General features: G+C 69.3%; 15 protein-coding genes. 11 read left to right on the forward strand and 4 right to left on the reverse strand.

Annotated features, from left to right (window positions below):
• The first annotated feature begins 340 nt into the window (after positions 1-340).
• The 11 genes from ccrA (at position 341) to EV659_RS06840 (ending at position 11,982) form a co-directional block, all read left to right on the forward strand.
• Positions 341-1,624 (forward strand): crotonyl-CoA carboxylase/reductase, encoded by a 1,284-nt coding sequence (ccrA, locus tag EV659_RS06790; RefSeq protein ID WP_200288141.1) that lies wholly within the window; start codon positions 341-343, stop codon positions 1,622-1,624.
• Between the two features lie 258 nt (positions 1,625-1,882).
• Positions 1,883-3,535, forward strand: a complete 1,653-nt coding sequence (locus EV659_RS06795) for an acyl-CoA dehydrogenase family protein (RefSeq protein ID WP_132708305.1) — start codon at positions 1,883-1,885, stop codon at positions 3,533-3,535.
• A gap of 156 nt (positions 3,536-3,691) precedes the next feature.
• Positions 3,692-3,892 (forward strand): twin transmembrane helix small protein, encoded by a 201-nt coding sequence (locus EV659_RS06800; protein WP_200287849.1) that lies wholly within the window; start codon positions 3,692-3,694, stop codon positions 3,890-3,892.
• A gap of 198 nt (positions 3,893-4,090) precedes the next feature.
• A complete protein-coding gene (locus EV659_RS06805; protein WP_132708121.1) occupies positions 4,091-4,837 on the forward strand; it encodes an electron transfer flavoprotein subunit beta/FixA family protein in 747 nt (248 codons plus the stop codon).
• A 1-nt stretch (position 4,838) separates the two neighbouring features.
• Complete coding sequence (locus tag EV659_RS06810) at positions 4,839-5,771, forward strand: electron transfer flavoprotein subunit alpha/FixB family protein (RefSeq protein ID WP_132708122.1); 933 nt, start codon at positions 4,839-4,841, stop codon at positions 5,769-5,771.
• A 104-nt stretch (positions 5,772-5,875) separates the two neighbouring features.
• Complete coding sequence (locus EV659_RS06815) at positions 5,876-6,751, forward strand: 3-hydroxybutyryl-CoA dehydrogenase (RefSeq protein WP_132708123.1); 876 nt, start codon at positions 5,876-5,878, stop codon at positions 6,749-6,751.
• Positions 6,752-6,927: 176 nt separating this feature from the next.
• Positions 6,928-7,863 (forward strand): DUF3450 domain-containing protein, encoded by a 936-nt coding sequence (locus EV659_RS06820; RefSeq protein WP_132708124.1) that lies wholly within the window; start codon positions 6,928-6,930, stop codon positions 7,861-7,863.
• The gene (locus EV659_RS06825) at positions 7,860-9,338 is read left to right on the forward strand and encodes a MotA/TolQ/ExbB proton channel family protein (RefSeq protein WP_132708125.1); all 1,479 of its coding nucleotides are present in this window, start codon (positions 7,860-7,862) and stop codon (positions 9,336-9,338) included. Before EV659_RS06820 ends, EV659_RS06825 begins: the two co-directional genes overlap by 4 nt.
• The gene (locus tag EV659_RS06830) at positions 9,325-9,858 is read left to right on the forward strand and encodes a MotA/TolQ/ExbB proton channel family protein (RefSeq protein WP_132708126.1); all 534 of its coding nucleotides are present in this window, start codon (positions 9,325-9,327) and stop codon (positions 9,856-9,858) included. Before EV659_RS06825 ends, EV659_RS06830 begins: the two co-directional genes overlap by 14 nt.
• A gap of 5 nt (positions 9,859-9,863) precedes the next feature.
• Positions 9,864-10,649, forward strand: a complete 786-nt coding sequence (locus EV659_RS06835; RefSeq protein WP_132708127.1) for an energy transducer TonB — start codon at positions 9,864-9,866, stop codon at positions 10,647-10,649.
• A gap of 1 nt (position 10,650) precedes the next feature.
• Positions 10,651-11,982 carry a hypothetical protein gene (locus tag EV659_RS06840; RefSeq protein ID WP_132708128.1) on the forward strand — a complete coding sequence of 444 codons (1,332 nt, stop codon included), beginning with the start codon at positions 10,651-10,653 and terminating at the stop codon, positions 11,980-11,982.
• An 88-nt stretch (positions 11,983-12,070) separates the two neighbouring features.
• On the opposite strand, the gene EV659_RS06845 is transcribed toward EV659_RS06840, so the two are convergent.
• From EV659_RS06845 to EV659_RS06860, 4 genes are all read right to left on the reverse strand, one after another.
• Positions 12,071-15,457, reverse strand: coding sequence for a VPS10 domain-containing protein (locus EV659_RS06845; RefSeq protein ID WP_132708129.1), 3,387 nt, complete (start codon positions 15,455-15,457; stop codon positions 12,071-12,073).
• Between the two features lie 81 nt (positions 15,458-15,538).
• On the reverse strand, positions 15,539-18,751 hold the full coding sequence (locus EV659_RS06850; protein ID WP_132708130.1) for a VPS10 domain-containing protein: 3,213 nt from the start codon (positions 18,749-18,751) through the stop codon (positions 15,539-15,541).
• A 62-nt stretch (positions 18,752-18,813) separates the two neighbouring features.
• Entirely contained in the window at positions 18,814-19,347 is a 534-nt protein-coding gene (locus tag EV659_RS06855; protein ID WP_132708131.1) for a PepSY domain-containing protein, read from the reverse strand.
• A gap of 134 nt (positions 19,348-19,481) precedes the next feature.
• Positions 19,482-21,446: a TonB-dependent receptor gene (locus EV659_RS06860; RefSeq protein WP_165878766.1), complete on the reverse strand. Its 1,965-nt coding sequence runs from the start codon at positions 21,444-21,446 to the stop codon at positions 19,482-19,484.
• Positions 21,447-21,577: the final 131 nt, after the last annotated feature.

The raw sequence follows: 21,577 nt of genomic DNA on the forward strand, positions 1-21,577 counted from the left end.
GCGCCCCGGCGGTCGCCCCCAGGGTCAACTTGCCCCTCGCCACGGCAGGCTGGGGCACGAGTTTCCAGGCCGTCGAGCCGTTGGGCAAGTCCGACCAAAGACGGCCGCCGGCGATCGCTGCGGCCGCCGGTCATGGCTTGCCGGGCGGTTCCCGGGGACGCCATGATGGGACCCGGAGGGAGCGCCATTGGGGTCGCTCATCGGCTCGGCGAGCGCCTAGCATGGGTTGCCCTCGCTTTAGAGAGCCTATACAAATTTTCGCAGCGCACAAGTTGGTGAGGCGGAATTGAAACAAGGGGATATGTCTTAAACGACATATTATTTCAGCATGGCGTCTGAGTTGGCTGCAGCTTCTTCGACCACGGCCGATCTGCCGAAAAAGGATCTCTACGAGATTGGCGAGATTCCGCCGTTGGGCCATGTGCCCGGGAAGATGTATGGCTGGGTGATCCGGCCCGACCGGCACGGGCCGCCCGAAACCGCCATGCAGACCGAAGTGGTCGACGTGCCGACGCTCGAACCCGACGAGGTGCTGATCCTGGTGATGGCCGCCGGGGTCAATTACAACGGCGTCTGGGCGTGCCTGGGTCAGCCGGTGTCGGTGTTCAAGACCCATGGGGCCGACTACGCCATCGTGGGCTCGGACTGTTCGGGCGTCGTCTGGGCGGTGGGCAGCCGGGTCAAGCGCTTCAAGGTCGGCGACGAGGTGGTCGTCCACTGCAACCAGGACGATGGCGACGACGAGGAATGCAATGGCGGCGACCCGATGTTCTCGCCGAGCCAGCGCATCTGGGGCTATGAGACGCCCGACGGCTCGTTCTCGCAGTTCTGCAAGGTGCAGTCGCGCCAGTTGATGCCGCGCCCGCGCCACCTGAGTTGGGAAGAGTCGGCCTGCTATACGCTGACCCTGGCGACCGCCTATCGGATGCTGTTCGGGCACCGGCCGCACATCCTGCGTCCGGGCCAGAACGTGCTGGTCTGGGGCGCGTCGGGCGGCCTGGGCTCGATGGCGATCCAGTTGATCGCCACCGCCGGCGCCAACGCCATCGGCGTGATCTCCGACGAATCCAAGCGCGACTATGTGTTGTCGCTGGGCGCCAAGGGCGTGATCAACCGCAAGGATTTCGATTGCTGGGGCCAGCTGCCGCCGGTCGGCGAGGTCGAGGCCTATGGCGCCTATATGAAAAAGGTCCGCGAGTTCGGCAAGGCGATCTGGGCGATCACCGGCAAGGGCAACGACGTGGACGTGGTGTTCGAGCACCCGGGCGAGGTGACCTTCCCGGTCAGCTGCTTCGTGGTCAAGCGCGGCGGCATGGTGGTGTTCTGCGCCGGCACCACGGGCTTCAACCTGACCTTCGACGCCCGGTTCGTGTGGATGCGCCAGAAGCGTATCCAGGGCAGCCACTTCGCGCACCTGAAGCAGGCGGCCCAAGCCAACCAACTGGTCATCGAACGGCGCATCGACCCGTGCATGTCCGAGGTGTTCGCCTGGGAAGACATCCCGCGCGCCCACGAACTGATGCGCCAGAACAAGCACAAGCCGGGTAACATGGGCGTGCTGGTCTCGGCCCGGCAGCCGGGTCTGCGCACGCTCGAAGATGTGGTCGAGGCCGGCCGCCGCTGATCGGGCGGCCACGGGATCGCGGTTGACGGTTTGCCGGTTGCCGGTGGTCAGGGCCGGCGGTTGGAGGCAGCCGGCACCTCGCGGAACCTCGCGGGGGCCGGTGCGGCCATCGCCCCGGCCCCGACCTTTGGCGGGCTTGCGGCGATCGGTCCCGCTTGCGCAGGCTGATCGGATCGCGGCACCGTCGCGAATTAAAGTCTTGCGGCCCGGCCGGCTTTGCGGCCGTCATTCTTGTCCAGGAGATTGCCCATGCTGACCATGACCGACGCCCGAGCCGACCTGCTCGACCGCTGCGACGCCGCGCTGGTCGCCGCTCAGACCTTTCTGGCCGCCGCCAAGGCCGGTGTGACCGCCAAGGTGGTGCGCGAGGGCCGGCCCGACCGCGCGCTCATGGAGCAGGAGCAAATCGCCGCCCACGGCCTCGCCTGGGTCGCCACCTATGTGCAGACCCTTGGCGAGACGTTGGATTGGGCGCGGCGCTGCGACGAGGCCGGCCAGTTGGGCGACCTCGAAGCGCTGATTCTGGAAGTGGGCTTCGGCGAGTATCTGGCGCAACTGCGCGGCGGCCTGCCGATCAGCCAGAACGAGATCGTCCGCCCCGCCGATCTGGGCGTCGACCATAAGGGGCTGGCAGCCCTCGACGCGCCGGCGGTGCACGCGCTGATCCAGGACGGCACGGCGGCGGAAACCCGCGCGCGGCTGGCCAGGCAACTCGACGGCGCGCTCGACAGCGGCCATTTCGGCGCGCTCGGCCTCGACGAGACGCTCGACATGGTGCGCGACCAGTTTCGCCGCATGGCCGACGATCTGGCGCCCCAGGCCCATGAATGGCACCTGAAGGACGATCTGATCCCGCTCGACGTGATCGGGTCGCTGGCCGAGATGGGCATCTTCGGCCTGACCATTCCCGAAGAGTTCGGCGGCGCGGCCATGGGCAAGGCGGCCATGTGTGTGGTCTCGGAAGAACTGAGCCGCGGCTATATCGGCCTGGGCTCGCTTGGCACCCGCGCCGAGATCGCTGCCGAGTTGATCCTGCTCGGCGGGACCGAGGACCAGAAGCGGCGCTGGCTGCCCGGCATCGCCTCGGGCGAGATCCTGCCCACGGCGGTGTTCACCGAACCCAATACCGGCTCGGACCTGGGCTCGCTCAAGACCCGCGCGGTGCGCGACGGCGATACCTACAAGGTGACCGGCAACAAGACCTGGATCACCCACGCCGCGCGCGCCGACGTGATGACCCTGCTCGCCCGCACCAACCCCGACGAGCCCGGCTATAAGGGCCTGTCCATGTTCCTGGCCGAAAAGCCGCGCGGCACCGACGCCGAGCCGTTCCCGGCGCCGGGCATGACCGGCGGCGAGATCGAGGTGCTCGGCTATCGCGGCATGAAGGAATATGAACTGGCGTTCGACGACTTCGCCGTGCCGGCCGACAATCTGCTCGGCGCCGAGGAGGGCAAGGGCTTCAAGCAATTGATGGCGACGTTCGAATCGGCGCGCATCCAGACCGCCGCGCGCGCCGTGGGCGTGGCGCAGAACGCGCTCGAACTGGGCCTCACCTATGCCCGCGACCGGGTGCAGTTCGGCAAGCCGCTGCAACGCTTCCCGCGTGTGTGGATGAAGCTGGTGATGGCGGCGGTCGAGATCATGATGGCGCGCCAACTGACCTATGCCGCCGCGCGCGAGAAGGATTCGGGCCGCCGCTGCGACCTGGAAGCGGGCATGGCCAAGCTGCTCGCCGCGCGCGTCGCCTGGGCTACCGCCGACAATGCGGTGCAGATCCACGGCGGCAACGGCTACGCGCTTGAATACCCGATCAGCCGGGTGCTGTGCGACGCGCGCATCTTGAACGTGTTCGAGGGCGCGGCCGAAATCCAGGCCAATGTGATCGCCTCGCGCCTGTTGTCGCAATAGGGCGCGCCGGCCCTCGCCGCGGGCGATCCCTGGTCCAGCCTCTGCCCAGGCCGCTCCCCAAGCCCTGGCTCGCCGCGCCGGTCCCGGCCGGGCGGTGGGGGCCGGGCGATCGGCGGGGGGTAGGCATGGCACGGCGGCTCAACTATAAGATATTTTATGAATGCAATACTGACCCCGCTGATCCTGATCGCCATGTTCGCCGCGCTTGTCGTGGTGTTCATCGGCGTGCTCAACATGGCGCGCAGCAACGACCCCGATAATCCCAAACGTCAGAACAAGCTGATGCAATTGCGCGTGGCTTTCCAGGCCATCGCGCTGTTGCTCGCCTTCATCGCGTTCAGCGTCTTGGCGGGTTGACCGCTTGGTCTGCGCCAAAGCGCCTGCGGCGGGCGTTTCGGCCTTGACGCGGGCGTTTGGGCTCGGTGCGGGTCGCGTTGACTTGGCCGGGGCGATGGCTTACGCCTTGGCGTCCGGTCTCAAGACCTTGCGGCAGCCGCTGGGCACCCCGCCGCCGGCCTGCCACCGTCCATGACAAAGGATAGGAGCGTCTCGCCTATGAAGGTGCTGGTCCCGGTAAAACGGGTTGTCGACTATAACGTCAAGGTCCGCGTCAAGGCGGACAATTCGGGCGTCGAACTCGCCAACGTCAAGATGAGCATGAACCCCTTCGACGAAATCGCGGTGGAAGAAGCCGTGCGTCTGAAGGAAGCGGGCACCGCCACGGAAGTGGTGGTGGTCTCGATCGGCCCGAAGCAGGCCCAAGAGACCATCCGCACCGGCCTCGCCATGGGTGGCGACCGGGGCATCTTGGTGGAGTATGACGCCGAGACCGAGCCCTTGGCGGTTGCCAAGCTGCTCAAGGCCATCGCGGCCGAGGAAAACCCCGATCTGGTGGTGCTGGGCAAGCAGGCGATCGACGACGATTGCAGCCAGACCGGCCAGATGCTCGCGCAACTGCTCGGCTGGTCGCAGGGCACTTTCGCCTCCAAGGTGACGCCCGGCGACGGCACGGTCGACGTGACCCGCGAGATCGACGGCGGGCTGGAGACCATCCAGCTCAAGATGCCGGCGGTGGTCACCGCCGACCTGCGCCTGAACGAGCCGCGCTATGCTTCGCTGCCCAACATCATGAAGGCGAAGAAGAAGGAAATCGCCATGAAGACGCCGGCCGATTACGGCGTCGACATGACCCCGCGGCTGAGCACCGAACGGGTCGAGGAGCCGCCCGAGCGGCAGGCCGGCGTGATGGTCGAGAGCGTGTCGGACCTTGTGGCCGCGCTGAAGGAAAAGGGAGCCCTTTGAGATGGCCGTTCTGGTTATTGCCGAAAACACCAATGACGAGTTGAAGGACGCCACCCTGAGTGCGGTGACCGCCGCGCAGGCGTTCGGCGGCGATGTGCATGTGCTGGTGGCCGGTTCGGGCTGCGCGCCGGTGGCCGATCAGGCGGCCAAGATCGCCGGCGTTGCCAAGGTGCTGCTGGCCGACGACCCGGCCTATGACCACGGCCTGGCCGAGGCGCTGTCGGCGCTGGTGATCTCGCTCGCCGACGGCTACGACCAGTTGGTCACGCCGGCCGGGACCATGGGCAAGAACTTCATGCCGCGGGTCGCCGCCGCCCTCGACGTGGCGCAGGTGTCCGAAGCGGTCGAGATCGTCGACGCCAACACCTTCAAGCGGCCGATCTACGCCGGCAACGCCATCGCCACGGTCAAGAGCAGCGACGCCAAGAAGGTGGTGACGATCCGCCCGACCTCGTTCGACAAAGCGCCGGGCGAGGGCGGCAGCGCGGCGGTCGAGCCGGTGGCCAAGGTCGACGCGCCGGCGCTGTCGAGCTTCATCAGCCAGGAGCTCAACGAATCGGACCGGCCCGACCTGTCGTCGGCCGACGTGATCATCTCCGGCGGCCGCGCGCTCGGCTCGGCGGAGAATTTCGAGATCATCGAACGCCTGGCCGACAAGCTCGGGGCCGCCGTGGGCGCCAGCCGCGCCGCCGTCGACGCGGGCTTCGTGCCCAACGACTATCAGGTGGGCCAGACCGGCAAGATCGTGGCGCCCAAGCTCTACATCGCCGTGGGCATCTCGGGCGCCATCCAGCACCTGGCCGGGATGAAGGACTCGAAGATCATCGTCGCCATCAACAAGGACGAAGAGGCGCCGATCTTCCAGGTCGCCGACTATGGCTTGGTGGCCGACCTGTTCGAGGCCGTGCCCGAGTTGGAGAAGCAGATCGGCTGACCGGCCGTTGATCCGTCAAGCCCCGCGCCGTCCTGGCGCGGGGCTTTTTTGACCGCCCGTCGCCGGTCGGATTGTCGAGCGTTCAGAAGGGAAAGAGCGAGCACATGGTCCAGAAAATCGGAGTGATCGGCGCCGGTCAGATGGGCAACGGTATCGCCCATGTGGCGGCCCTGGCGGGCTATGACGTGGTCATGACCGATGTGGACGACGCCCGCGCCGAGGCCGGGCTCGACACCATCCGCGCCAACATGGACCGCCAGGTGCGCAAGGAGAAGATCACCGACCAGGCGTTTCGCGACGCCATGGGCCGGCTCCGGGTCGGCAGCACCATGGCCCTGTTCGACGGCGCCGATCTGGTGATCGAGGCGGCGTCGGAGAAAGAAGAGCTCAAGAAGGCGATCCTGCGCGAATTGTGCCCGCATCTGGGCGCCGAGGCGATCATCGCCACCAACACCTCGTCGATCCCGATCACCCGGCTGGCGTCGTCCACCGACCGGCCGGAAAAGTTCATCGGCATGCACTTCATGAACCCGGTGCCGGTGATGAAGCTGGTCGAACTGATCCGGGGCATCGCCACCTCGGAAGAGACCTACAAGATCGCCCGCGCGTTCACCGACCGTCTGGGCAAGGACAGCGCCAGCGCCGAAGACTTCCCCGGCTTCATCGTCAACCGCATCCTGTTGCCGATGATCAACGAGGCGATCTACACGCTCTATGAGGGCGTCGGCTCGGTCGAGGCCATCGACACCGCCATGAAGCTGGGCGCCAACCACCCCATGGGGCCGTTGCAACTGGCCGACTTCATCGGGCTGGATACCTGCCTGTCGATCATGCAGGTGCTGCACGAGGGGCTGGCGGACTCCAAGTATCGCCCCTGTCCGCTGCTGGTGAAGTATGTGGAAGCCGGCTGGGTCGGCCGCAAAGTCGGCCGTGGCTTCTACGACTATCGCCACGAAAACGGCCCGGTGCCGACCCGCTGACCGCCTGGCCCGCCGTCATCGACCGCAAAGCAGGTTGTTGCGCGCTTGTGAATTTTTGACGACAGCGTCGATGCTGCGCTGCAGCGCCAGGCGCACCTTGTTATAATCCGACCCTGTCAGGAGCGACCGCCGGCCGGCTGAACCGCCGCCCGGTCTCATAACCGACGGGGGGAGAAATGACCCGACAGCGGCGATCGACGCGGGCGGCCGGACCGCCACCCGGCGACAGCCATGCGGCCCCATCGCGCCGTCGCCTCGCGCTGGCGCTGGCCGCGGCGGTGACGGCGGCCGGCCACACCCACCACGCCCACGCCCAGGACCAGGCCCCCGCACCGACGGGCGGGCCGACCGGCCCCGGTGCCGCCTTCACGCCGCCCGACCCGGCCGCCTTCGACCGGGTGCTGGCCGCGCGGATCGAGGCCAATGAGGCGTTGGCCGAGACCCAGGCGCGCATCGACCGGCTGGACGACGAGGCGCGGCGGATGCTCGACCGCTATCGCCAGACCCTCGACGCCCTGGCGACCTCGCGCCGCTATGGCGACCAGGTGGCCCGGCTGATCGCCGCTCAAGAGGCCGAAAAGGCCGATTTCGAGGCGCGCCTGGACCGGGTCGGCGAGACCAAGCGGCGCGTGGTGCCCTTGATGCTCGACATGGTCGACCATCTGGCCCGGTTTATCGAGGCCGACACGCCGTTCCTGCTGGGCGAACGGCGCGACCGGGTGGCCGCCCTGCGCGCCGCGCTCGACCGCGCCGACGTGCCCACGGCCGAGAAATTCCGCGCCGTGCTCGACGCCTATCAGACCGAAGCGCAATACGGCCGTACGCTCGGCGCCTACAAGGCCGAATTGCCCGGCACCGACCGCACCGTGGACCTGCTGCGTGTCGGCCGGATCGCCTTGATCTACCGGTCGCTCGACGGCCGCGACCTCGGCTATTGGGACCGCGAGGCGCACGACTGGGCGCCGCTGCCCGGCCGCTATCGCCGCACGCTCGACAGCGCGTTCAAGATCGCCCGCAAGCAGGCGGCCCCGCAATTGCTGATCCTGCCGACACCGGTGGCGGCCGCTGCCGGCGTCGCGGATCGCTTGCCGATCGCCGGAGACGCGCCATGACCTCACGCAGCAAGATCGTCACGGCGGGACTGTTGGGGGTGATGGCGCTGGCGGCGGCGCTGACGGCGACGCCGGCGGCGCGCGCCCAAGCGGCAGACCCGGCTGCGACCGCCGCGCCTGAAACCGCGCGCCCGGACGCGGCCGGGCCCGCCGATCCGGCCGCTACGGTAGAGATGCTGTTGCGGCAGATCCGCACCGGCCGGGCGCGCGAGACCGCGAGCGAACGCGCGCGCCTGGCCCGCTTCGTGGCCGAGCGCGACCGCCGCGCCGCCCTGCTGGCCGAGGCCGAAGCCGAACTGGCCGCCGCGCGCGACCGGGCGACGCGGTTGGAGACGGCGTTCACCGAGAACGAGTTGGACCTGGAGCGGATGGAGAGCCTGTTGCGCCAGCGCATGGGCACCTTCGGCGAGTTGTTCGGCACCGTGCGCGAGGTCTCGGGCAAGGCGGCCAGTGCGTTGCGCGTCTCGCCGGTCAATGCCCAGTCGGACGACCGGGTCGCCTTTCTGAGCCAATTGGCGCGCGACGGCACGGTGCCGAGCGTCGCCGACCTGGAGCGGCTGTGGTACGAACTCCAGCGCGAAACCGTGGAGTTGGGTCGCGTCGTCCGGTTTGAGGCGCCGGTGATCCGGCCCACGGGCGAAACCGCGATCACGCCGGTGACCCGCATCGGCCCGTTCACCGCCACGGCGGGCGGCCGGTTCCTCGACTATCTGCCCGACGACCGGGCGTTTCTTCAACAAGACCGCCAGCCCAACGGCCCCTATACCGGCATCGCGCGGCGCTTCGAGGCGGCGGCTGAGACCGGTGCGGCGCTGGCACCGGCGGTGCTTGACCCGTCGCGCGGCGCGATCCTGTCGCGCGTGGTCCAGGCGCCGGACTTTCTCGAACAGCTCCAGCAGGCCGGCGTCATCGGCTATGTGCTGATCGCCCTGGCCGCAGTGGGCTTCGTGATCGCGCTCGAACGGATCGTCACCCTGTCGCTGGTAATGGCCAAGACCCGCCGGCAATTGCGCCACCCCGACCGCCCGCAGGCGGGCAATCCGCTGGGGCGGGTTCTGGCGGTGGCGCCGGCGCACTGGCGCGGCCACGCCACGGAGGAGTTGGACTATCACCTGGCCGAGGTGATCATGAAGGAGCGCGCGCGCTTCGATCGCGGGCTCAATTTGGTCAAGGTGATCGTCGCCGCTGCGCCCTTGATGGGCCTGTTGGGCACGGTCACCGGCATGATCCAGACCTTCGAGTTGATGTCGCTGTTCGGCGCCGGCGACCCGCAACTGATGGCCGGGGGGATCTCGCAGGCGTTGGTGACCACCATGCTCGGGCTGATGGCGGCGATCCCGCTGTTGATCCTGCACGCGCTGGCCAAGGGCCGTTCCGACACGCTGGTGGAGATTCTGGAGGAACAATCGGCGGGGCTGGTGGCCGAACACGCCGCCTTGCCCGCGCCGGGGGAGCAGGCCCATGCCGCTGAATAGCCTGGTCTCCGGCCTGTGGTACGATCTGGCGGCCTTCCTGGGCCGGGGCGGCTGGCCGCTGGTGCTGATCGTCGCCGCCGCGTTCGCCTTGTGGACGATGATCTTTGCCCGGCTGCGCTATTTCGCCGGGCCGGTGGCCGCCGACCGGGCGCGCGCGCTCGACCGGTGGCGGCAACTCGGCGGCCAGGATGGTTGGCATGCCCAGCAGATCCGCCGCCGGTTGATCTCGGAGCATCAGATGCAACTGGTGCGCAATAACCGGCTGATCGCCACCCTGGTGAAGATCTGCCCGCTTTTGGGGCTGCTGGGCACGGTGATCGGCATGATCGAGGTGTTCCAGGTCATGGCGGTGGCCGGCAATGGCAACGCCCGCGCCATGGCCGCCGGCATCTCCAAGGCGACCATCACCACCATGGCCGGCATGGTGGTGGCGCTGTCGGGCCTGTTGGTCTCCAACGCCCTGGCACGCCGGGCACAGGCGGCGCGGCGGCGGTTCATCCGCGCGCTCGACGAGGGCTAGGATCGATGGCGTCGCACGCATCCCAAGCCGCTCAACCGTCGCCCCCGCGCCCGGTTCAGCCCTCTCGCCCGGCACATTCGGCGCTCAGCGCCGCTTATGGCGCCGTGGTCGAGCGGGGGCTGCCGGTGCTGTTGGGCGCTGCGGTGACCCTGGCGCTGCTGGTGTTGATGATGCGCCTGGTGATGGCGCCCGACCCCGACCTGAGCGAGGCGCGCGCGCCGGTGATCATGGACTTCACCAAGGTGGAGCTGATCGAGGCGCCCGAACGGCGCACCCGCCAACTGCCGCCGCCGCCGAGCGATACGCCGCGCGAGGTGCGCGAGGTCAAGGCCGAGCCCCAGGCATTGCGCGACGAGGTGGTGATCCGCCCGGACCTCCTGGCACCGCGCGCCGACGCCGGGCTGGCCGGCGTGCGCGCGGGCTATGACCGGGTCGCCCTGTCGGGCTTCGGCGCCGGCGGCATGACCGCCATCGGCCCCAACCAGGACCGTTACGCCCAGCCGCTGGTGCGGGTCAGCCCGATTTATCCCATGGCGGCGCGCATTCGCAAGATCACCGGCTATGTGCTGGTGGAGTTCGACGTCACCCGCGAGGGCGCGGTGGCCAATGCCCGGGTGATCGGCTCCGAGCCCGTGGGGCTGTTCGACAAGGCGGCGCTCGAAGCGATCCAGAAATGGCGCTACAAGCCCAAGCTGGTGGACGGCACGCCGCAGCCGGTGCCCAACATGCTGATCAAGCTGACCTTCGACCAGGCCCCCGATGCGGGTGCTGCGATGCGGGGGGAGCGCTGACATGGCCCGGCGCCGGCTTCGGGCCAAGGCGGTGAGGGCGGCGGTGGCGGTCGTCTTGGCCGCGGCGATGGCGACGACCGCAGCACAGGCGCAGCCGCCGCGCACCACCAACTTCCTGTCGCCGCGCGTCCACGAACAACTCGAAGCGGTGCACGCGGCCATGGCTCGCGACGACTATGACGCGGCGGGTCGGCTGTTGGACGCCATCGCCAAGCGCAAGACCTCGGCCTTCGAGGCGGCGGTGGTCTGGCGCACGCGCGGCTATATCGCCGCCCAGCGCGAAGACTATCGCACCGCCATCGCCGCGTTCGCCAAGGCGGTGGACAGCGGCGTGCTCGAAGCGCGCGCCGCGAACGACCTGATGTTCAACATCGGCCAGCTGCACATGGCGCTCGACGCGGTGGCGCCGGCGATCCAGTGGCTCGAACGCTGGCGCGCGGCCGAAGCGGTGCCGTCCAACCAGGGGCTGATGACGCTCGCCATGGCCTATGCCCAGGCCGAGCGGCTGCCGCCGGCGCTCGATGCGGCACGCGCCGCGCTGACCAACGGCCAGCGCCCGCAGGCCAGTTGGTACGGGTTCGCCGCCGGGGTGGCGATCCGGCTGGAGCGGTGGCAGACGGCCGAGCGCTGGCTGGCCCAGGGTGTGCTGCTCTATCCCGACGCACGGCGGCTGTGGGTGCACCTGGCGTCGCTCCATGCCGAGACCGGCGCCTATGACAAGGCGCTGGCCACCCTGCAACTGGCCGAGGCGCGCGGCTTGTTGGACCAGCCCAACGAAATCCGCTTCCTGACCCAGTTGACGGTCAATGAACGGGTGCCGGTGTTGGGCGCGCAGGTTCTGCACCAGACCCTGGCGGGGGACGCCGAGCCGGCCGGCAGCGAGGCCGCCGACACAGCCCCGACCGATCCGGGCGCTGCCGATTCGGGCGCTGGCGATTCAGGGGGGGCCGGTTCCGGCGCTGGCGACACCGCCGCCGCGTTGGACCTGCTGTCGAGCGCCTGGTCGGCGGCGCGCGAGACCGACAAGGCCCGTGCCGCGCTGGTCCGGGCGGCGCCCAAGGTGGGGCACGGGCGGTTATGGTTCCGGCTCGGGCAATTGCGGCTCGGTGACGAGGACTGGGCCGGGGCCGCCGACGCCTTTGCACGCGCGCTCGCCGGCGGCGATCTGACCAACCCCGGCGCCGCCGAGCTCAATTACGGCATCGCGCTGGCCCGCGCCGGTCGCCCTGACGCCGCCCTGGCCGCCTTGCGCCGGGCGCGCGATCACGCCGGCGTCGCCGCCATGGCCGAGACCTGGATCGCCGACTTAGCCGCCGGCCGGACGCTCGACTGATCGCCGGGCCGGGCCGTGGTGGGGGTGATCGGCGGCCGGGTTGCCCTGTGGCATGGACCCGGCCGCCGATCGCGTCGCCAGGCGTCGCTTAGTCGTCGTCGCCCACGGGGGTCTGGCCCAGCAGGGTCAGGCCGGCGGTGTCGACGGCGGTGCGCAGCTTGGCCAGGTCGTCGCTCAACACGGCGTTGAGGTCGGCGAGGGCGGCGTCGAGGCTGGCTTCGGCGCGCGCCATGGCGGCGCGGGCGGGCTCGGACGGCGCGTCGTAGGTGGACGCCAGATAATAGCCGGCCCGGCCGATACGGCTCATTACCTTGTCGTCGTCATAGACGATGCCCTTGGTGTCGGGCGGCACCCGGAAGCGCGCTTCAAGCTCGTCGAGCCGCGTCTTGAGCGCCTTGGCGTCCTTGCGCAGCGCGGCGAGCGGGTCGTCTTCGCCGTCGTCGTTTGCGCCGGCCTTGGCGTCGGCGGCCAGCGTCAACACCGTGTCGATGTCGCGCCGGGCGTCGTAGATCCGCTCGACCGCCGCCACGGCGCGCGCGGACAGCGCCTGAAGCCCCAGCATCGCCTCGTAGCGCGCCGCCAGGTCGGCCTCGGTGTAGTCCCAGCGCGGGTGCGGCAGAACCCGGACCTCGGCGCTCTGTTCGGCCTCGTCGCCGAGCTTGAGCGTCACCTTATAGGTGCCCGGCGGCACTTCGGCGCCCGGCGGCAGGGTGTCGTCGTCGCGCTTGGCCGGCGGCATGGGCGCCACGCCGTCGCGGCGCATGTCCCAGACCACCCGGTTGACGCCCTGGTGCACATCGGCCTGGAAGGTGCGGATCATCGCGCCGTCGGCGTCGGTCACGGTGACCGTCAGGTCGGGCGTCGCGTCCGTCTCGGCGTCGTCGTCCGCGTCCTGGTCGCGCCGCGCCTGGGCCTCGGCGCGCTTTTGGGCCAGGCGGGCGCGCTCCTTGTCCTCGTCGGGGTGGGGCAGGTCGTCGCCCGACGCCAGGAAGGTCAGCATGACCCCCTTGGCCTCGTTGCCGAACAACGCCTCGCCCGAGCCGGCGAAGCGCGACTCGCGGGTCGGCTTGGTGTCGTAGAGCTGGCCGTCGGCGGTATCGAGCAGCTTGAACCGGGTGTCGAAATCGGCCGTGTCCAGATTCCGCAGCGCGCCGATATCGTCGATCACATAGACCGCGCGGCCGTGGGTGGCGATCACCAGATCGTCCTCGCGGGCCTGGAACGCCATGTCCATGACCGAGGCGGTGGGCACACCGGCGGTCCATTTGTGCCAATCCCGGCCGCCGTCGAGCGACAGGTACAGCCCCATCTCGGTGCCGAGGAACATCAAGTCGGGGTCGTGGCGGTCCTGGCGGATGGCGAGCGCGTGGCCGGCGGCGTTTTCCGAACCGACGATGCGGGTGAACCGGCCCCCGAAACCGTCGGCCTTGAACACATAAGGGTCCATGTCACCGCGTCGGTGGTCGTCGAACACCACGAAGGCGGTGTCGGCGTCATGGGGCGACGGGTCGATGAACGCCACCCAGGCGCCGTCCACCACCCGGCGCACCTTGGACTCCAGGCTGGTCCACGAGCCGCCGCCGTCGCGGGTGACGTGCAGCCGGCCGTCATCGGTGCCGACCCAGATCACGTCCGGGTCCACCGGGCTCGGCGCGATGACCGTGATGGTGGTGTGGTTCTCAGCTGCGGTGACGTCCTTGGTCAGGCCGCCGCTGGTCTTGAAGGTCTGCTTGTCGGGATCGTTGCTGGTCAGGTCGTCGCTGATCACCGTCCAGGTTTCGCCCCGGTCGGTGGATTTGTGGACGAACTGGCTGCCGTAGAAGATCGTGTCGGGGTCTGTGGGGTGCTGGGCGAAGCCCGCGTCCCAGTTGAAGCGCAGGTCCACCGGCACGCCGTCCTCGCCCATGGGCGGGTTGGGCTTGATCAGCCGCTGTTCGCCGGTGTCCAGGTTCCAGCGGACCAGATTGCCGCCCTGGCTCATGGTATAGCCGGCGCGCGGATTGTCGGGGAATGGCCGGGTGTCGAAGCCGTCGCCGAAGCCCACTTCCTGCCAGTGGTGGTTGCGGATGCCGCCGGCCTGCCAGACCTCGGACGGCCCGCGCCACGAGCCATTGTCCTGCAAGCCGCCATAGATGTTGTAGGGCTGCGCGTCGTCGACCGCGACGTGGTAGAACTGGGCCAGCGGCAGGTTCTCCACGAACCGCCAGGTGGCGCCCTGGTCGCGGCTGATCGCCAGACCGCCGTCATTGCCGACGATCATGTGCCGGGGGTCGGCGGGGTTGATCCACATGGTGTGGGTGTCGATGTGGATGTCGCCGCCGGGCGCGCAGCAGTCGATCGGCTCGATATAGGAGAAGTGGCGGCCGCCGTCGATCGACACCTGCACGCGGCTTTCCACATTGTAGACCCGGTCGGGGTTTTCCGGGTCCACTGCCAGTTCGGTGTAGTAGAACGGGCGCACCGCCACATTGGTGTCGGCATTGACCGTCTGCCAGTCGCGCCCGCCATTGTCGGAGCGGATCAGCGCGCTCTTCTCCGCCTCGACCAGGGCGTAGACCCGGTCGGGGTCGCTCGGCGCGATGGCGAACACCGCCTTGCCCAGATCGCCTTCGGGGATGCCGTCCTCAGGCGTCAGCCGGGTCCAGGTCTCGCCCGCATCGTGGCTGACATAGAGGCCCGAGCCCGGGCCGCCGGAGGTGAACTCATAGGGCTTGCGGTCGAACTGCCACATGGCCGCGAACAGCTTGTTGGGGTTCGACGGGTCCATCTTGATGTCGGTGGCGCCGGTTTCCTGGTCCACATAAAGGACCTTGGTCCAGGTTTCGCCGCCGTCGGTGGTCTTGAACACGCCGCGCTGTTCATTGTCGCTCCACAGCGTGCCCTGGGCCGCCACATAGGCGATGTCGGGGTCGGTGGGGTGGACGGCGATGCGGTTGATATGCTCGCTGTTCTCCAGGCCCACATGGGTCCAGGTCTCGCCGCCGTCGATCGATTTGTAGACGCCGTTGCCGTAGGAGACCGAGTTGCGCAGGTTGCCCTCGCCGGTGCCGACCCAGATCACATCCGAGTTGGCCGGGTGCACCGCCACCGCGCCGATGGAGTGCACCGGCTGGTCGTCGAAAATCGGTTCCCAGGTCAGCCCGCCATTGGTCGAGCGCCAGACGCCGCCGGTCGCCGCGCCGGCATAGATCACATTGGGGTCGGACTTGAGCGCGGCCACGTCGGTGATCCGGCCCGACATGCCGGCCGGGCCCACATTGCGCGCCTTGAGCCCGTCGAGCAGGCTCATGTCCAACTCAGCGGCGGCCGCGGTCGCCCCGGCGGCGCTGAACGCCAGCGCAACCGCGGCGCTGGTCCCCATCAGGCGGGCCAGCCGGCGGCCGAAGCGACCGCCAAGGTTCGACGCGCGGCGGCCGTCGGGGCGGGGCGCACCGGCGGCGGTGGGACCAAGGGGTGTGGGAGTGGGTGACGTCATCGGTTCCTCCGGGATGGTGAAGGCCGGCCGGGGCCGTGCGGGGCGCGGGCCCGGGCCGGGGATAAACAAACGCGGCGCCGGTCAGCGCGTCGGGTCGAAGGCGGCGGTGCCGGTGAAGGCGGGCACCAGAACGGCCGGCGTCCGGGCCTGGGCCACGGCGTCGTTGAAGGCTTTGACCGGGCCGTCGACGATGGCGTCGCGCGCGGTGATCGCGGCGGCGAAGCGGTCGGCCAGATCGGCCTGGCGCTCAGCCATGCCGGCGGTCGGCCCTTGGATCGCGCCCGACACGGTCAGGGCCTGGAACAACAGGTCCGAATGCAGCTTGTCCGGCCAGTTGAGCACGTCCTGGAAGAAGCTGCGCTCGGGGTTGATGCGCCCGGCCATCCAGTCGTCGACCGCGTCGACCACCGCCTGGCCGGCGGCGATCAGCTCGGCGTCGGCGTCCTGCTCTTCAAGCCGCGCCACCTTGGCCTGGGCCTGGTCGCGCAGGGCGCGCAGGCCGACCACACTGCCGTGGAAGTCGGCCACCCGGTCGTGCGCCGCGCGGGTCATCTCCGCCCAGGCGGCGAGTTGGTCGTCGGCGATCGTCACGCGCGGGTCGATGGCCACGTCGAGCGGTTGTTCCGACACCGCGTCGCCCACGGTCAGCCGCACGGTGTAGCGCCCCGGCGCCACCGGATAGCCGGCAAAGCGGCCGTCGTCGCCGCCGCCCACGAACCACAGATCGTCGACCGGCTTGAGCGCTTCGGCGCGCAGGTCCCAGGTGACCCGGTTGAGCCCGCGTTCGGCCTTGAGCGCCTGGGCGTCCAGGCGCCGGACGATGCGGCCGTCGGCGTCGAGGATGTCGATATGCGGCTCGGTCGTCTCGGTGTCTGGCTCCGCCGTGTCGTCCGCTGCGTCTTCAGGCGTTTCAGCGTCCGGGTCGTCGGCGAGCGAGAAGGTCAGCACCGCGCCGGCCGGCGGGTTGGCGCCCGGTTCTTCGTCCGCCGTGCCCTCGGTCAGCAGGCGATAGGCGGTGCGCGGGCGGTAGAGATGGGCGGCGGCGGCGCGGGTGTCGTCGGTCATCTGGCGCAGCGGCGTGATGTCGTCGAGCACCCAGAACGCCCGGCCCTGGGTCGCCACCAGCAGATCGCCCTTGTGCACCTTCAGGTCGGTGATCGGCACCGGCGGCATGTTGGTGTCGAAGGGTTGCCAGTCGCGGCCGTCGTTGAAGCTGATGAACACGCCGGTTTCCAGGCCGGCGAACAGCAGCCCGGCGCGCTCGGTGTCCTCGCGCACCACCCGCGACACGACGCCTTCGGGCAGGCCCTGGTCGATGCGTTGCCAGCCGCGCCCGCCGTTTTCGGTGCGGTAGAGGCGCGGTTCGTAGTCGCCCTGCTTGTAGCCCATGGCGGCCACATAGACCCGGTCGCTGTCATGGGCCGACACATGGATCGCGTTGACCATGGCGTCGCCGAGGCGCGGCGGGGTCACGTCGTCCCAGGTGTCGCCGCCGTCGCGGGTCACGTGCAGCTTGCCGTCGTCGCTGCCGGCCCACAGCACCGCCGGGTCGCGCGGGTCCTCGGCCAGCGACAAGAGCGTGTTGTAATTCTCGCTCACCTCGTTGGTGATCGGCCGGCCGCCGGGGCCCTGGCGGTCGTCCTGGTCCTTGGTCAGGTCGGGGCTGATCTCGGTCCAGCTATGGCCGCGATCGGTGCTTTTCAGCACCATGTTGCCGCCGTGATAGAGGGTCTGGGGGTCGTGGGCCGAGACCAGGATCGGCGCGTTCCAGTTGAACCGGTAGCGACGGTCCTTGGGCGGCACCCCGAACGCGGTCTCGGGATAGGCGCGGATGTCGCGGGTGGTCCGGGTCTGGCGGTCATACTCGCTGATCTGGCCCAGATAGCAGCCGGCATAGACATAGCGCGGATTGTCCGGGTCGAACGCCACATGGGCGGATTCGCAGCCGCCGACGCTGTGGAAATCCTCGCGCCCGATGCGCCCGTCATGGCCGCGCGAGCGGATCGCCACGGTGGTGTTGTCCTGCTGACCGCCATAGACCTTGTAGGCGAAGGCGTTGTCGGCATTGACCCGATAGAACTGGGCAGTCGGCTGGTTCATGATCGTCGACCAGGTCTGGCCGCCATCGAAGCTGACCGAGGCGCCGCCGTCATTGCCGTCGATCATGAGCTGCGGATTGTCGGGGTTGATCCACAGCGCATGGTGGTCGCCGTGGCGGCCGACGATGCGCTGGAAAGTCCGCCCGCCGTCGATCGACTTCTGGAACGACGAATTCTGCACATAGACCGTGTCGGGGTTCTGCGGGTCGGCGGCGATGTGCATATAGTACCAGGACCGCGCGTGCAGCCGCCGATTGCCGTTGATGTGCGACCAGCTTTCGCCGCCGTCGTCGGAGCGGTAGAGCCCGCCCGCGTCGCCCTCGGCCTCGACGATCGCCCAGACCCGGCCGTCTTGGGCGGGCGACGGCGCGATGCCGGCCTTGCCCATCACCTCGGGCAGGCCGTCGGTCATGCGCTCCCAGGTGCGGCCGAAATCGGTCGACTTGTAAAGCCCGCTGCCCGGCCCCCCTGAGCGCACCTCCCACGCCTCGCGGTGATTGTCCCACAGGGCGGCATAGACGATGCGCGGGTTGGCCGGGTTGATCTGCAGGTCGATGGCGCTGGTGGTCTCGTCCACATAGAGCACGTGTTCGAAGGTCTGGCCGCCGTCTTCGGTGCGGTAGACGCCGCGGGTCTCGGTCTCGGCCCAGGGGTCGCCCTGCACCGCGACCAGGAAGCGGTCTTCGTCGGCCGGGTCGATGCCGATGGCCGCTATCTGGCGCGCGTCTTCCAGCCCCAAATGGGTCCAGTTGCGCCCGCCGTCGACCGAGCGGTAGACGCCGTCGCCATAGGACGAGGCGACGCCGCGATAGGGCGACTCGCCCAAGCCCGCCACCACCACCTGCGGGTTGGACGGCGCCACGGCGAGCGCGCCCACCGACGCGAAGTTGAGCTGGTCGTCGCCCACCGGCTGCCAGCTCTGCCCGGCATTGGTGGTTTTGAACACGCCGCCCACGGCACCCATGTAGAAGGTGGCGGGCTGGTCGGGGTGGCCGGCGACCGCGGTCACCCGGCCGCCGCGCCACGGGCCGATATTGCGGTATTCGAGCGCGTCGAGATGGGCCGGGTCGACGGCATAGTCGTCGTCATCCGCCGCGGCCGAGGGGGCCAGCACGCCCGGCGCGGTGAGCGCCAGAGCGGCCGCCATGGCGCAGCCGGTCAGACGGGAACGAAGGGGGTGTCGGGCGACGGACATGGCGGTTCTTTCCTTGGTTTCTGAGCCCGGCGGATCGGTCGGGCCGGTCGGTTATCGGGCGTCTATGGGCGTCGGGTCGGCTTGGGCGCGCGCGCTTTGCGGTTGCGCTGGTTTTGGGTCAGGAAAAACAAATACAAGCCGGTGCCCCAAAGCAGCAGCAAAATAACCCCGCTGGGCAGAAAAACATAGAGTTTGACCCAGTCGGCGAAGAATGTGCCGTCGTGCAGCGCCTCGATGATGCCCGAGCGGCGATAGGCCACGGCCAGGACCTCGCCGGTGTGGGTGTCCACCTGCACTTCCCAGTTGTTGTCGCCGATGAACTTGACGATGCCCTTGCCCGGCTTGATGTCGACCCGGTCGAGCGTATTCCAGTGGTCGAGCCCGGCCTGTTCCACCCCGGCGGCGGCGGCGAACAGCGTGTCCAGGCTTTGGGTCGGTACGCCCACGGCGGCGCCGCGCTGGCTCGACGGTTGAATCCAGGCGATGTCTTTCTTCAGCAGCAGCAAGATGCCGGTGACCGTCATGATGATCACCGGCACCGCCACGATCACCGACGACCAGTGGTGGAATTTACGAAAGAAAACGCGCGGCTTCACGGCGACTCCAAGGTCAATGGGCAAGAAACCATGACGGTAGAAGGTTTGCGCGATCGCTTGAACCGCCTTTGGCCGGGTCGTCGCTCAGAAAATATGCCTATGTCTTTGGTGTAGCGGTGGCTCTGCTCTGCCGGTCAGTAGCGCCAGTGGACGCCGCCCCGGATCAGCCGGCCGGCACCGGGCAGGCCCAGTTGCGGTTCGACCAGCGTGTCGAAGGCGTTGTCGACGCGCAGATAGGCGCGCAGTTGGCGCAGCGCCGGCCACCAGGTGGCCAGATCGTAGCTGACCTCCAGGTCGACCACGGTCGAGCGTTCGAGCGGCACGAACAGATCGTCGTTGGTGAACGAAAACGCCCGCCCGGTATGGTCGAGCGACGCCACGGCGCCGAGCCCCTGCGGCCCCTCATAGGCCAGTTGCAGGCGCGCACGCACCGCCGGCTTTTCGGCGATCCGCACCGGGTCGTCCGCGCTGTCCTGCTGGCGGCGCACGTGCATGCCGGTCAGGTGGCCGAGTACGCTCAGATGCTCGGTCAGTTGGGCGCGCAGGCTGGTCTCCACGCCCCACACCCGGCTGCCCTCCAGATTGATCCGCTGGCGCAGCCGGCGGCCGTCGACGGTGACGTTGCGCTGGTCGATGGTGTCGTCCACCAGGCTCGCGAACGGCACCACCTCGACGGTCAGGAACCGGCCCTGCCATTGCGCCCCCAACTCGGCCAGCAGCGCGCGCTCGGGCTCAAGGTCGGGGTTGATCAGGAACCGGTCGATGGCCTCGCCGAACAGTTCGCGCAGGGTCGGCAGGCGCACCTTGCGCCCGGCCGAAGCGCGCAGCGTCCACTGCTCGTCGACCCGCCAGCGCGCGCCGCCGATCAGGTTATAGTCGCCGAAGCGGCCGGTATCGGGCCGGCCGCCGGTGCGCGTCGGCGTCAGCCAGTCGCCGCCGGCGCCGAGGAACAGGTCCAGGTCGGCGGTGGCGGCATAGCCATATTCGCCGCCCAGGCTGATCGAGCGTTGCCGGAACACGTCGCGCGCCGGCATCTGGCTCGGCGGTTCGCCGCCCGCGAACGCGGTGTCGCGCTGCTTGTGGGTGGCGACGAACAGTTGCGCGCTGCCGCGCAGGGTGTGGCGGCCGACCCGGTGGTCGACGGCGGTGCGCAGGCCGAGCGTCAGGTCGTCGTCGGCCTGGGTATCGGCGACGGTGTCATAGCCGGCGTCGGTGTAGCTTTCGATGGTCTGGCTGAACTTTTGCACCCAGGCGCTGGTTTCGAGCGTGGTGGCACGGCCGACCGAGAACTCGCCGCTCAACACGCCCATGGCCAGGCGATGGTCGGGGTAGCGCCAGAACCGCACCCGGTCGACCGCCGGGTCCACGTTGGATTCCGGCGCGATGCCGAAGCGGCTGTCGACGATCAGCGCCGATGCCGCTACCTCGCCGCCGGGCACCGCGCGCGCGGCGCGGACCAGACCGTTGACCCGGCGGCGGTCGGTATTGAGCCGGCGGTCGCTGTCGGCCGGTTGCGAGAACGCCAGGTCGGCGCCGTCGGGCAGGGGCAGGGCGTTGCGGTCGCGGATGCCGGCGCCAAGCGTGATGTCCCAGGCGCCGGCGCCGATCAGCGCGGTGGCCTCGCCGGCCCGGCTGGCCAGCGCTCCGGCCTCGCCGCGCAGGTCAAGGCGCAGGCCGTCTTCGGGCGGGGCTGCGGGCACCAGTTCGATGGTACCGCCGACCGTGTTGGGTCCGAAGCGCACCGAGGTGGGCCCCTTGGTCACGGCAATGTCGGCGAGGGCCGCGGCCGGCACCAGCCCCAGGTCGAGGCGGAAGTCCCACGGCACGGTGATCGGCGCGCCGTCGTAGAACACCGCCGTCTGCCGTTCGCCGCTGTTGCGCAGGAATACCAGCGTCTGGCCGCGCGAATTGGTGGTCACATGGGCCGCCGGCGCCAGCCGCAGCGCGTCGGCCAGCGAGCGCGGCCGGGCCTGGTCGATCTGTTCGGCGCTCAGCCGGGTCTGCGTCGCGGTGGCCGGCGCGGGGTCGATAAACCGGCCGGTGATCACCAGTTCCTCCATCGGCGCATCGGGGACGGCAAGGGCCGGTGCGGACGCCATCAGCGCGGCGATCACAAGCAAGGGACGGCGTGTCCGGCGTGGGTGCCGGGCGGCAAAACAACGCAATTGAACCGAATGCAGCATGAGTCCGTGGCTTGGGCGTTAGAGGGGTTGGGTATCACTCGACCGTC

Origin of the sequence: Rhodothalassium salexigens DSM 2132, from assembly GCF_004341375.1 — a bacterium.
GTDB classification, from domain to species: Bacteria; Pseudomonadota; Alphaproteobacteria; order Sphingomonadales; family Rhodothalassiaceae; genus Rhodothalassium; species Rhodothalassium salexigens.

What these genes read in the sequence shown, in the direction of transcription:
- EV659_RS06795 (WP_132708305.1), top strand. Translation starts at nt 1,883, where the DNA reads ATGACCGACGCCCGAGCCGACCTGCTCGACCGCTGCGACGCCGCGCTG.
- EV659_RS06800 (WP_200287849.1), top strand. Translation starts at nt 3,692, where the DNA reads ATGAATGCAATACTGACCCCGCTGATCCTGATCGCCATGTTCGCCGCG.
- EV659_RS06805 (WP_132708121.1), top strand. Translation starts at nt 4,091, where the DNA reads ATGAAGGTGCTGGTCCCGGTAAAACGGGTTGTCGACTATAACGTCAAG.
- EV659_RS06810 (WP_132708122.1), top strand. Translation starts at nt 4,839, where the DNA reads ATGGCCGTTCTGGTTATTGCCGAAAACACCAATGACGAGTTGAAGGAC.
- EV659_RS06815 (WP_132708123.1), top strand. Translation starts at nt 5,876, where the DNA reads ATGGTCCAGAAAATCGGAGTGATCGGCGCCGGTCAGATGGGCAACGGT.
- EV659_RS06820 (WP_132708124.1), top strand. Translation starts at nt 6,928, where the DNA reads ATGACCCGACAGCGGCGATCGACGCGGGCGGCCGGACCGCCACCCGGC.
- EV659_RS06825 (WP_132708125.1), top strand. Translation starts at nt 7,860, where the DNA reads ATGACCTCACGCAGCAAGATCGTCACGGCGGGACTGTTGGGGGTGATG.
- EV659_RS06830 (WP_132708126.1), top strand. Translation starts at nt 9,325, where the DNA reads ATGCCGCTGAATAGCCTGGTCTCCGGCCTGTGGTACGATCTGGCGGCC.
- EV659_RS06835 (WP_132708127.1), top strand. Translation starts at nt 9,864, where the DNA reads ATGGCGTCGCACGCATCCCAAGCCGCTCAACCGTCGCCCCCGCGCCCG.
- EV659_RS06840 (WP_132708128.1), top strand. Translation starts at nt 10,651, where the DNA reads ATGGCCCGGCGCCGGCTTCGGGCCAAGGCGGTGAGGGCGGCGGTGGCG.
- EV659_RS06845 (WP_132708129.1), bottom strand. Translation starts at nt 15,457, where the DNA reads ATGACGTCACCCACTCCCACACCCCTTGGTCCCACCGCCGCCGGTGCG.
- EV659_RS06850 (WP_132708130.1), bottom strand. Translation starts at nt 18,751, where the DNA reads ATGTCCGTCGCCCGACACCCCCTTCGTTCCCGTCTGACCGGCTGCGCC.
- EV659_RS06860 (WP_165878766.1), bottom strand. Translation starts at nt 21,446, where the DNA reads ATGGCGTCCGCACCGGCCCTTGCCGTCCCCGATGCGCCGATGGAGGAA.